This window comes from Candidatus Culexmicrobium sp. (assembly GCF_058356305.1).
Genome location: NZ_JBTVBB010000056.1, coordinates 1 through 11,001 on the forward strand (window position 1 = coordinate 1; position 11,001 = coordinate 11,001).

Here is an 11,001-nt window from a genome sequence, read left to right on the forward strand (position 1 = left end):
AAAGCTTCAGCGAAGCAGTTGAAAGCCTATTTCTACTGTAAATCATATAGTCTCTGAAAACATCTAAAACTTCACTTAAACTCATACTCTTAATCTTCCTTAAAGCCTCACTTGGAGGCAAACCTAAATAACTGCAGAAATGCTTTACAGCCAACAAGTAAAGCCTCTTACTATTACTGCTAAGATTCCTGGCTAAAATCCCTTTAACCGTGGGATCATCCATCATCAACTCCAATACCAGAAAAATATTTAAAACCTTGCAGTTAACACATTAAAATTTAAAAGCTAAGTTGAATTTAACTTAGACGGAGTAGAACAATGACAAATGATGAAACAAAATACTTCGATCTAAAAAAGCTAGCTTTAACAGCTATATTTGCAGCCTTAGGAGTAGTTTTATCTCCATTGTTCTTTGTCGTAGGACCGACTAAGTGCTATCCATTTCAACACATGATCAACGGCTTAGCCGGAGTATTAATTGGACCATGGTACGCAGGTTTAGCTGCACTCTTCACAGGAATTATTAGAAACATGCTTGGAACAGGAACCATATTTGCCTTTCCAGGAGGAATACCTGGTGCAGTGATTGTTGGACTAATATATAAGCTAATGAGACGTGACGAAGCTGCACTTTCTGAACCTATTGGAACCTTTATGGGAGCATTATTAAGCGCATACATTGTCGGTCCTATGGCAGGAAAAACAATGGCCCCCGAGATATTCATTATAGCATTCTTGACTAGTAGCATTCCAGGTTCACTTGTAGGCTACATAGTATTAAAGATTACCAAGAGAGCATTTCAATCCTAATTTTGTGCAATTGCACAAAATTTATATTTCACCTCATCACTCAAAATACTTGAGGTGATGAAATGGCATGGGGTTGGGGTCGTGGTCGCGGTAGAATAAGCTGGATGGGACCATGGCCTGGCAGGGGACCATTCAGCTACTTACCACCATGGCAAAGACCGGGATGGCTCTTCGGCAGAGGAGCATGCTGGTGGCTGTTTGGTAGACCTGGCTGGATGCTTCCATGGTACGGGTACTACCCATACACGCCATATTATCCGTGGACAATGTATTATCCATGGATGCACTATGCACCATATTACCATTACACCCCATGGTTTAGACTATGGTGGTGAAATCGATGACTCCATACTATTGGATGTACTATACACCATTTATGTTTCAGCCAATGTTCCTCCTAAGAGGAAGGCGAAGAATGAAATACTGGTATCCTCCTCCACCACTTCCACCAACACAACAACCTCAACAGCAAACACAGCAACCCTCTCAGCAGACACAATATACATACCCTCCAGTTCCACCCTATCCATATTACTACATGCCTATGGCACCTCCACTGCCACTCGCGCCCGAAGATGAACTAGAAATGTTGGAAGACTATAAGAGCACACTAGAAGAGGAATTGGAGGATATAAAAGAGGAACTTAAGGGCGTTAAGGAGAGAATCAGAGAGTTAAGAGAAACATTAAGTAAAAAATAAGAAGCTAGGAGAATTCAATTAAATAAATTCCATATTTTTTAATTTCTTCAACATCATAATAGTCACTTATAGGCACCTTATGAACTCTCTTCACCTGCCTTACAATTTCTCTTCCAGTGAAGCTCTGCTTTATTGGATCCCATTCCCTCAGGACTAGAAGATCACCCTCACTTATGTCAAAATCCGCAAGTCTAACTTCAACTCGCTTTTCACCACTGACAATTTTTTCAAACCATACTGGAAGTATTTTCTTTACAATTTTTCTGGGCAAAATTTCACCTCAAGTAACTATGCTAAAGCCCTCTTCAACTCTCTACCGATTTCTTCATACCTCCTTATATCCTCCGGCCTTAGGCTTGGAGGAACAACCCCTAGTGCCTTTTCAAAGTGCTTCATGGAAACAGGTTTTATGGCAAACTCCTCCCTTAGGGCTATTAGAACAGCTTCTCTACATACTGCTTCGATGTCAGCGCCAGTATATCCCTCAGTTCTCTCGGCCAATTTCTCTAGGTCGACATCTTTGTCTAAAGGTGTGTCTTTAAGATGTATTTTGAATATCTCTAACCTAGCCTCAAAATCAGGTGGAGGAACATAAACTATACGGTCAAATCGTCCTGGACGTAGAAGAGCAGGATCAATGATATCTGGCCTATTGGTGGCAGCTATTACCACAACGTTTTGTAATGGTACAATCCCATCCATTTCAGCTAACAATTGATTCACCATTCTATCAGTCACACCGGAAGTGTCAACACGATAACCTCTTGCAGGAGCAATGGCATCGATTTCATCAAAGAAAATTATACATGGAGCAGCTTGACGAGCTCTCCTAAAAACTTCACGTATAGCTCTCTCAGACTCACCAACCCATTTGCTTAGAAGCTCGGGCCCCCTAACTGAAACAAAGTTTGCCTCACTCTCGGTTGCAACAGCCTTAGCCAACAGAGTTTTACCAGTACCAGGAGGACCATAGAGTAGAATACCTTTAGGTGGACGAATACCCATTTTAATAAATACTTCAGGATGCTTAAGAGGCCATTCAACTGCCTCCCTCAAAATTTGCTTGACACCTTCCAATCCACCAATATCACTCCATCGAACCTCAGGAACTTCAACATAAATCTCCCTCAACAAGGTAGGTTGAATATACTTCATAGCCTCAATAAAATCATTCCTTGTAACTTTAAGTTTCTGTAGCACATTAACAGGTATTGATGGCTGAGAAAGATCAATTTGGGGTAGAAAACGTCTAAGAGCAGTCATAGCTGCTTCTCTAGCTAATGCAGCTAAATCAGCACCAGTATATCCATGAGTAATTTCAGCCAACTCATCTAAGTTGACATCATCAGCTAAAGGCATATTTCTAGTATGCACTTGAAGAATTTCCTTCCTACCCCGCTTATCAGGGGGGCGAATCTCAATTTCTCTATCGAATCTTCCAGGTCTCCTTAAGGCAGGATCAACTGCTTGAGGCCTATTAGTAGCACCAATAACAATTACCTTACCTCTCTCCTTCAAGCCATCCATTAAAGCTAATAGTTGAGCAACAACTCTCCTCTCAACTTCTCCAGTAACCTCCTCCCTTTTTGGAGCAATAGCATCAATCTCATCAATAAATATTATTGAAGGAGCGTTCTCTTCAGCGTCCTTAAAGATTTCCCTCAATCTAGCTTCAGACTCACCATAAAACTTACTCATAATCTCTGGGCCATTAATTGAAACAAAGTATGCACCAACTTCATTAGCTAAAGCCTTAGCCAATAAAGTTTTACCAGTACCAGGAGGACCATGAAGCAATATGCCCTTAGGAGGTTCAATACCTAAATGTCTAAATAATTCTGGATGCTTAAGTGGAAGCTCAACAATTTCACGAATCTTCTGCTTAGCTTCCTCTAGATCACCAATATCCTCCCATGTAACCCTAGGAACACCACGTACAACAGCCTCTTCACGAATAGGAGTCTCCTTAACTTGAAGTTCGGTTTCAGGGGTAATGTAGACATGTTGAGTAGGCTGAGTAGAAGTAACTATAAAGCGTAATTCAGTTGTAAAAACGGGAATAATTATAATTTCACCCTTAGAAACGGGCTTGCCGAAAAGTTGATGCTTAACATATTCAATAAAGTCAGGTCCAAATCTTATAGGCTCAGTTGGAGCTATAACAACTTTAGAGGCAGGAGAAACCTCAACACGCCTTACACGAACAAAGTCTCCAACACCAACACCAATACTCTCCCTCGTAATACCATCAATTCTAGCAATTCCACCGCCCTCATCTTCAAGATAAGCAGGCCAAACTTGACATACAGCAGAACCTTTAGGACCAATAATCTCAACAAAGTCTCCAGGACTAATATTAAGCTTCCTCATAGCATTTCTCTCTAACCTAATAATCTTCCTTCCAAAATCTCTAGTTTTAGCTTCAGCAACTCTAACTTTAACCTCTCCACTCATAACTCCCCACCAACATCAGTGTCAGAATAAGTAAGGAAATCCAACTAATTAATTTTAAGTTAAAATCAAAATAGAAGTGATTTAAAAGACATTACGCTACCTATCTTCATTTTTTACTTCTCCACTAGCCTCCGAAGATATATCCTTCTCTTCAGTTTCCTCTTCCGCTTTTTTCGCCTCTTCCTCCTTGCGTTTAATAATCCTTGCAACACGCTCAAGAATACGCATTACTCGCATTGGCTCCGGAGTATAAAGCATAAAGAGTTCCCGTCTACCCTTAAACACTGAAACAAAATTTCTCTCCTCGTTTGCAACAAATCTATACTCAGGGTAGATAGGTATCGTCCTACCCTTCAAGTCAATTATACCATTATCAGTAATCTTATACACTGCAACTGAAGGTACAAAGGCAGGTGGAAGAAACATTAACATTACAAATAAGACAATCAATGAAAGCTCTAAAATAAGAAGATACAACACCATTACAATTCCAAAGTATAAAGCAATTAAACCAATAGTCCTTAAATACCTCCTAGTTTTATCAGCATCCTTCAAATTAGTGGCATCCACTTCATAGAAAACTTGAAATTCAGACAGTACCACACACCTCATAGAAATTTCTGCTTTAAACTTATTTATATGCTCCTAATAACCTATAACCCTTAATATTCATTTCCCGCATAACAATTCTCTCCCAACTCCGGAGTGAAGGACAAATAAAACATCCAATACGATAGAAACCATAGTAGTAAAGCCTATTCAAAGGCAAATTATTATAAATTAAGTATAACTGTGAAAGCCATGTAGGCCACATCTTCATAGGAGCTATTTGAAGTACAAATTCATGACACCTTATGGGAGGTCTCAAACTTCGAAGCCTAGACTCCACATCCCTATCTCCCACAACAACGATAGGTTTATCTGAAATTTTCTTAATTCGATCGTATAAAGCCCTAATTTTTAAACGAGTACACCATCTATTGTCAAGAGAAGGTAATCCTCTGACATTTAATTCTCTATCTATAAGGGCATATTCAACTTCAACACTTATTCCAAGTCTACTGGAAATCTCATCAATATACTCTCTAGTCTCCTCAAATTCAAGACCAGTATCAACAAAAATTGGAACAACATTTTTTCCAAACGTTTTAAGAGCTAAAACCAATGCACATGTACTATCCTTTCCCCCACTCCATGGAACTATTATATCACCCTCACCCTTAAATTTACTCAAAAAATTCATAGAAATTTTCTCATACAATTTAATAATACTCGTATTACTCGACACAATTGAACATAAATCTACATCGAAATACCTATTAGACAAGCGATTAACATAGAAATCTTCACCTACACTTGGAATTTTCATTTCAGCAACCTTAAAGGCACCAGAATAAACGTAATGCACTCCAGAATAATCTCGAATAACCAGAGGATATTTTCCAAGTCTACCAATTCTAGATTCAATCACTTTTAAAACCATCAAAACCAATGAAAATATCTATAGCAGGTATGCTTGAAGAGAAAATAAATTCTCTAGCCAACTTACTAAAGAAGTATGCTTGACCATTCCAGCCAACAACATTCCTAATTTTAGCTCTACCATATTCAAAACCTAATGCTATTTCCTTTAACCTAGCATTCCTAACCCTACTTTTATTAATAAGGTAAAATGAAACATTATCGGGAAATAACTTGTCAAAATTCATTAAATGCCTCTCATTTCTTCCCATTAAAACAATAAAAAATGACTTATCATCAACAATTGAAGATATAACATCTAATACTTCATCATTAGAAATTTTACCACCTAAAGTATGAATCTTAATATTCCAATCCTTGAAAAATCTATTTAAAGCCGCTCTAGTAGCATCAGCATCCTTCTTTGCCCTAACAATTAAATTAAACATCGTCAACCTCCAAAATATAAATAAAAGTAAAAATGAATTAATTTTTAAAATCCCATCCCAATCAAATATTTAACTATTAACCGACCAGCCTCTGAAAATCTAAATGGAACATTCTTTTGATCCATCGATCCACCAATCAATAATCCAAGATCCCTAAGAACTCTCAAATTCCACTTAACGGTGGACTCGGGAATACTAGTTTTTGAAGCAATCTTTCTTGCTAATGCAGTTAAAGTCATAGTATTATCTGAACTAAAATATGCCTCCACTAAAATTTGCTTTTGTCTCTTTGTCAACTTTATTAAAGCAAATTTAATTAAAACATTTTTCCAATAATCCCCATTCCAATATGTCTTGACGCTTGGAGAATTACACTGAATTCTCTGCCATATATGTATTAATTTTAATGCAATTCCCGCATATAACCTCCAGACCTAACCACCCATACCACCTATCAACAAAATAAGCTAAAATTAAATTAAACTTTACGGAATGAAAAAACACCTCTCTTAACACCAAACTTATTACGCTCCTCCTCAGTTAATTTAAAAACTTTTTTCATTAACTCTACCTCCACTGAACTTAGCCTCCTACCACGCCTCTCATACATTCTAGTCATAGTTCTAATTGCAGAATTCAAGGTCAATTCTACTGGTTCAAGTCCAAAACTTTTAGCATAAATTGTGAAAGATGGCACATTTTCAAAAACCACTCCATGCAAATGAGAAGAAACTCCAATCAATTTTCCAGTATATATTTGACATCCAATTGAAGTCTTAACATGATCACCAATAAAGCATCCAACCTTAATCCTGCCAGTATTAATAGATCTACCATTAATTTCCATCTTTACTAAACCATAAGTGTTCTTTAAATCAGAATTAGCTGTAAGAGCACCAATATTAACCCACTCTCCAACATATGAATGACCCATAAAACCAGCATGATACATATTTGAAAAACCATGAAAAATAGAAGATTCAACTTCACTTCCAATCCTACAAGTCTCACCAATACTACAATAACTTCTAATCCTAGCCCCACTTACAATTCGAGTATTCCTACCAATATAGCAGGGACCATGAATACTTGATGGACCTTGAATCTCGACATCTCTATCAATATATATTGGACCACTTCTAACATCAATATTAACATTACCTTCAATAATAACATTCTCCTCCACATGAAGATTCCTAAAATCACCATAAACTACTACTTTATCATCAACTTCACCTGAAATTCTCGGCTCCTTAACAATTAGATTGAAGTCATAATTTAAGAGAGATTTATTAAATTCAATTAAATCCCATAGGTTATAAATCAAGGTAAGTTCATTTATCTTCACAATACTTAAATTATCTTTAAATCCTAAGAAATCTCGAAAACTAATTAAACCATCTTTTTTATCACAAAAAACATTCCTAGCAACATTTCTAGATATTAAACCTGCTACAACACTATTACCTTGAACATAAACAGTATTTTTAGTATGCATTAATTTTTCCAGGAATAAATTGAACCGATCATCAAATATTAGGCGGCCATTAATCAATATTAAATCATCATCAAGAGTATTAACAGAATTAACAATAACATCCCCATATCTAAAAGCCTCAATCTTCTCCAAATAGCTTCGGACACCTAGGAAAACACGCTGATGAGGAATTATCTTTAAAGCTCTATCTAAAAAACTAAGCATACCACACTTTAATTCAAAGACAGCTCTAGTATAGGTTAATGGCTTAAAATTATTGAAATATGAATCTTCAAACAACATTAAGTGCATACATCTCACCTTCAGCAATACTCTGACAAACAGTTATAATTAAATTTACTTTCACAAAAAGTGAAATAAATTTTACAAGTAAACCCACCAATATATTTTTCATTAAAAATACATTATATTCACTTACAAGAAGATGAGTTGAGAACAAATGCTAGGACACCTAGTATTCGTAGGACATATATCAATGGACCACATCATAAATATTAATGGAGAAAATGAACAACCAGGAGGAGCAGCACTCTACGCAGCAATAGCAGCAAGAACACTATTCCCAGATGTAAGAATAGTATCTGCAATAGGGCAAGACTACAAATACATGGATATACTAGAATTATTCAAGCATAAGGAAATAAGAATAGTCAACATACCCTCAACAAGCTTCACAATAAGATATGATGAAAATTGGAAAGCCCACTACATTAAGACGAATATAGGTGCAGGAGCACAAATAAGGTCAAATATCATACCTACAAACTGGATAACATCAAAAGCAACAATCCACATATGTCCAATGCGGCCAATAAAAGTAGAGAAAATAATTGATAGAATAAGAAGAATTTCACCAAAAACAATGATTTCAATTAACACTTGGGAAGGCTATATGAGTACTAAAATTGAAAGAGAAACCTTAAAGAAAATTGCATTAAAAACAGATGTATTCATATTAAATGAACATGAAATTAAAAAGCTAACACAAACAGACTCATTATCACTAGCAATATCATTACTCAAATGCAGATTACTTGTAGTAACCTTAGGGTCACTAGGAGCCATCATAAAAAGTAATAATACAATTACCATGATACCTGCACTATCAACCCTTGGAGAAAAGGTAATTGATACAACTGGAGCAGGAGACTGCTGGTGCGGAGCATTTCTAGCAGCATATAAATTAACAGGAGACATATCAAAGGCAATAACAGTAGCCTCAATAATTGCGAGCATAAAATGCATGGGATGGGGATTCCAAAAACTATTAAACTTAAAATTCACAAAACCAGAAGACATTGTAAGATACATTATAAATTTAAGGGAAAAAGGAATTCAAAAAAGCATCACAGAATTCATAAAAAAAGAAGCCAACTAATAAAATTAAACTTGAAATTCATGTTTTCTCTCCAATATCAACCATAAATGATCTTGAACAATCTCAGTCAACTTAATTTTAGAACCATCCCTTTTAACTAGAAATTCACCTCTATCTCTATCCACAATTTCACCAATAATTGAAGCTTCTATTCCAGAAGACCTTAATCTTCCAACAAGCTCATCAGCCCTCCCAGGCCTAACTGTAATTAAAAGAGCACCTGAACCTATAGTTCTTAATGGATCAGCATTCATAACATCACAAATAACTTTGGTTTCAACATTAACTATAACGTCACTCTCATAAAGAATAAAGCCAACCCCAGAAGCCCTAGCCAACTCTTGAAGACCCCCTAAAACACCTCCCTCAGTTGGATCATGCATTGCAGTTACTCCACCAACATCAATAGCAATCATAGCCTCCCTCAAAACACTAATATACTTGATATACTCTTTAGCCCTCTCAACAATTTCCACTGGCAATTTACTCTTAAGATAATCTTCAAATTCATGGGCTAAAATAGCAGTACCCTCAATAGCAGCCCCCTTAGTAAGTATAATCTTATCACCAACTCTAGCTCCACTACTAGTCACATACTTATCCTTAGAAGCTTCACCAATAGCAGTACAAATCAGTATGGGACGATCAAGCGAGGGGGTAACTTCAGTATGACCACAAACAACCATCATCCCCAACTCTTTAGCTGCCAGATCAATCTGCCTAGTTATATCATCAAGCAAGTCTAAAGTGGCATTTTCAGGAAGCAAAATAACAACTGAGAGCCACTTAGGCCTAGCCCCCCTCGTTGCAACATCATTAGAACTAACATTAACTGCAAGCCAACCAATATTCTCAACTGCACCAGTAATAGGGTCGGAGTGTAAAACTAAGACACTATCACCAAAATCGATAATAGCTGCATCCTCACCAATCTTAGGCTTAACCAAAACTCTAGGATCAACAACTCCTAAACGCTCAAAAACTATAGATTCAAGAACATCTGGAGACATCTTACCCAAACGTAATCTCCAATCATTCATATATCCACATTCCCTTCAATTTATTTTAAATATTTAGAAACAGATTTAGCAACTGGAATAGAAACTATAATTCCAACTAACATTTGACAAATATTAAATGGAACCTCAGCAAGCGCAGCCAAACCAAAAGACAAGACATAAAATTCATAGATAAAATAACCAAAAACCATTTCACCCCCACCAATTAATGTAGCAACAATGGAGCCAGAAGTCTCAACATCAACTCTAAATGAAAGATACAACAGGAAAATTAAAAGAAAAATTGAAGGAAAAACCCAGAAAATCCAAGGAATTTCAATAAGAAAAGTATTATAGCCAAAATAAGGAAAACCTAGCGACAACTCCATCAAACCACTATAGTAAGTGGAACCAATAAAGAAAATTAAAGAAGAAGTAATAAATGCGAAAACAAGAATAATACTCCTCCAAAACATCCTAGAAGTAAACCTCCTAAAATAAAGACTAAGAAAACCAACAATCAATCCTTCAACACCCTTAATAACAAGGGTTCCAGGAGCATAAAATCCATAACCCGTCAATAAATCAGCTAAAGCAGAACCAAATCCACCAGCAATACCACCAACAACCGGCCCAAAAAGAATAGCAGAAACATAAACTGCAACCTCACCAATATTAAAATAACCATGAGTCTCAGGAATATAGACTTGAAAAGCTATAGTAGCAACACAAACCAAGGCAGCCATCATAGCAGAAACACTAATCTTCCAAGGCAAAGATCTATTGGAAAACAACTAATCCCCTCCAAACATCTAAACAAAATTTCACAAAGAAGTATTTAATATAATATTAAACATTAAATATATGAACGTAATCTAATATTAAACCCTCTAACACCATAAAATTTACAAAATTTTGTATTTTGACTATTTTATTTGTTGTTATTTTTATTCCAATCTTACAACTTATAACCATAATAAGCCACCACGTCCCATTTAATCCTTAGTTATTTAATTCACCATCATTTACTTAAAATCTCATGGTACGTGAGATATATTAGTTTTGTTCAATAATTAATATTATGAATTAAAAATTATTACAACTATTAACAAAACCTATTTTTCCTCTTCATCTAGTTGCTTTAGTTTTGTAATTTTAATGTTTAATGCTCTCAACAAATGCTCTCTTGGACGTTTATGCCATTTAGGTAAGTAAAATGACCCTAGTCCTACACTACCTCTACGAGTTATTAC

15 protein-coding genes are annotated in these 11,001 nt (G+C 36.1%); 4 read left to right on the forward strand and 11 right to left on the reverse strand.

Annotated elements, in window-relative coordinates:
- A partial coding sequence (locus ACW8TM_RS11960) for a hypothetical protein (RefSeq protein ID WP_491533534.1) occupies positions 1 to 223 on the reverse strand: 223 nt, incomplete at its 3' end.
- 95 nt (positions 224 to 318) lie between these two features.
- On the opposite strand from ACW8TM_RS11960, the gene thiW reads away from it, so the two are divergent.
- From thiW to ACW8TM_RS11975, 3 genes are all read left to right on the forward strand, one after another.
- On the forward strand, positions 319 to 810 hold the full coding sequence (gene thiW / locus ACW8TM_RS11965; RefSeq protein ID WP_491533535.1) for an energy coupling factor transporter S component ThiW: 492 nt from the start codon (positions 319 to 321) through the stop codon (positions 808 to 810).
- A 62-nt stretch (positions 811 to 872) separates the two neighbouring features.
- Complete coding sequence (locus ACW8TM_RS11970; protein ID WP_491533536.1) at positions 873 to 1,145, forward strand: hypothetical protein; 273 nt, start codon at positions 873 to 875, stop codon at positions 1,143 to 1,145.
- A gap of 5 nt (positions 1,146 to 1,150) precedes the next feature.
- On the forward strand, positions 1,151 to 1,510 hold the full coding sequence (locus ACW8TM_RS11975) for a hypothetical protein (protein WP_491533537.1): 360 nt from the start codon (positions 1,151 to 1,153) through the stop codon (positions 1,508 to 1,510).
- A gap of 4 nt (positions 1,511 to 1,514) precedes the next feature.
- Here the strand turns inward: ACW8TM_RS11975 and ACW8TM_RS11980 are convergent, their stop codons facing one another.
- The 7 genes from ACW8TM_RS11980 to ACW8TM_RS12010 form a co-directional block, all read right to left on the reverse strand.
- Positions 1,515 to 1,781 (reverse strand): DUF3850 domain-containing protein, encoded by a 267-nt coding sequence (locus ACW8TM_RS11980; RefSeq protein WP_491533538.1) that lies wholly within the window; start codon positions 1,779 to 1,781, stop codon positions 1,515 to 1,517.
- A gap of 17 nt (positions 1,782 to 1,798) precedes the next feature.
- Positions 1,799 to 3,964: a CDC48 family AAA ATPase gene (locus ACW8TM_RS11985; protein ID WP_491533539.1), complete on the reverse strand. Its 2,166-nt coding sequence runs from the start codon at positions 3,962 to 3,964 to the stop codon at positions 1,799 to 1,801.
- 96 nt (positions 3,965 to 4,060) lie between these two features.
- Positions 4,061 to 4,576, reverse strand: a complete 516-nt coding sequence (locus tag ACW8TM_RS11990) for a DUF2208 family protein (RefSeq protein WP_491533540.1) — start codon at positions 4,574 to 4,576, stop codon at positions 4,061 to 4,063.
- A 19-nt stretch (positions 4,577 to 4,595) separates the two neighbouring features.
- Positions 4,596 to 5,435, reverse strand: a complete 840-nt coding sequence (locus tag ACW8TM_RS11995; protein ID WP_491533541.1) for a phosphoadenosine phosphosulfate reductase domain-containing protein — start codon at positions 5,433 to 5,435, stop codon at positions 4,596 to 4,598.
- Positions 5,428 to 5,874, reverse strand: a complete 447-nt coding sequence (locus ACW8TM_RS12000) for a hypothetical protein (protein WP_491533542.1) — start codon at positions 5,872 to 5,874, stop codon at positions 5,428 to 5,430. Before ACW8TM_RS12000 ends, ACW8TM_RS11995 begins: the two co-directional genes overlap by 8 nt.
- A gap of 44 nt (positions 5,875 to 5,918) precedes the next feature.
- The gene (locus tag ACW8TM_RS12005) at positions 5,919 to 6,170 is read right to left on the reverse strand and encodes a hypothetical protein (RefSeq protein WP_491533543.1); all 252 of its coding nucleotides are present in this window, start codon (positions 6,168 to 6,170) and stop codon (positions 5,919 to 5,921) included.
- A gap of 182 nt (positions 6,171 to 6,352) precedes the next feature.
- Positions 6,353 to 7,663: a putative sugar nucleotidyl transferase gene (locus tag ACW8TM_RS12010; RefSeq protein ID WP_491533544.1), complete on the reverse strand. Its 1,311-nt coding sequence runs from the start codon at positions 7,661 to 7,663 to the stop codon at positions 6,353 to 6,355.
- 148 nt (positions 7,664 to 7,811) lie between these two features.
- On the opposite strand from ACW8TM_RS12010, the gene ACW8TM_RS12015 reads away from it, so the two are divergent.
- The gene (locus ACW8TM_RS12015; RefSeq protein WP_491533545.1) at positions 7,812 to 8,750 is read left to right on the forward strand and encodes a carbohydrate kinase family protein; all 939 of its coding nucleotides are present in this window, start codon (positions 7,812 to 7,814) and stop codon (positions 8,748 to 8,750) included.
- Between the two features lie 5 nt (positions 8,751 to 8,755).
- On the opposite strand, the gene ACW8TM_RS12020 is transcribed toward ACW8TM_RS12015, so the two are convergent.
- From ACW8TM_RS12020 to ACW8TM_RS12030, 3 genes are read right to left on the reverse strand one after another with little or no spacing between them, the layout of a single operon-like run.
- Positions 8,756 to 9,760 (reverse strand): AIR synthase family protein, encoded by a 1,005-nt coding sequence (locus ACW8TM_RS12020; protein WP_491533548.1) that lies wholly within the window; start codon positions 9,758 to 9,760, stop codon positions 8,756 to 8,758.
- A 50-nt stretch (positions 9,761 to 9,810) separates the two neighbouring features.
- Positions 9,811 to 10,542 (reverse strand): ECF transporter S component, encoded by a 732-nt coding sequence (locus tag ACW8TM_RS12025; protein ID WP_491533546.1) that lies wholly within the window; start codon positions 10,540 to 10,542, stop codon positions 9,811 to 9,813.
- Between the two features lie 55 nt (positions 10,543 to 10,597).
- Positions 10,598 to 10,723, reverse strand: coding sequence for a hypothetical protein (locus tag ACW8TM_RS12030; protein WP_491533547.1), 126 nt, complete (start codon positions 10,721 to 10,723; stop codon positions 10,598 to 10,600).
- Positions 10,724 to 11,001: the final 278 nt, after the last annotated feature.

Bases quoted from the DNA above. Each gene is read 5' to 3' on its own strand.
- thiW (WP_491533535.1), top strand. From the start codon at position 319: ATGACAAATGATGAAACAAAATACTTCGATCTAAAAAAGCTAGCTTTA.
- ACW8TM_RS11970 (WP_491533536.1), top strand. From the start codon at position 873: ATGGCATGGGGTTGGGGTCGTGGTCGCGGTAGAATAAGCTGGATGGGA.
- ACW8TM_RS11975 (WP_491533537.1), top strand. From the start codon at position 1,151: ATGACTCCATACTATTGGATGTACTATACACCATTTATGTTTCAGCCA.
- ACW8TM_RS11985 (WP_491533539.1), bottom strand. From the start codon at position 3,964: ATGAGTGGAGAGGTTAAAGTTAGAGTTGCTGAAGCTAAAACTAGAGAT.
- ACW8TM_RS11990 (WP_491533540.1), bottom strand. From the start codon at position 4,576: ATGAGGTGTGTGGTACTGTCTGAATTTCAAGTTTTCTATGAAGTGGAT.
- ACW8TM_RS12000 (WP_491533542.1), bottom strand. From the start codon at position 5,874: ATGTTTAATTTAATTGTTAGGGCAAAGAAGGATGCTGATGCTACTAGA.
- ACW8TM_RS12010 (WP_491533544.1), bottom strand. From the start codon at position 7,663: ATGCACTTAATGTTGTTTGAAGATTCATATTTCAATAATTTTAAGCCA.
- ACW8TM_RS12015 (WP_491533545.1), top strand. From the start codon at position 7,812: ATGCTAGGACACCTAGTATTCGTAGGACATATATCAATGGACCACATC.
- ACW8TM_RS12020 (WP_491533548.1), bottom strand. From the start codon at position 9,760: ATGTCTCCAGATGTTCTTGAATCTATAGTTTTTGAGCGTTTAGGAGTT.
- ACW8TM_RS12030 (WP_491533547.1), bottom strand. From the start codon at position 10,723: ATGGTTATAAGTTGTAAGATTGGAATAAAAATAACAACAAATAAAATA.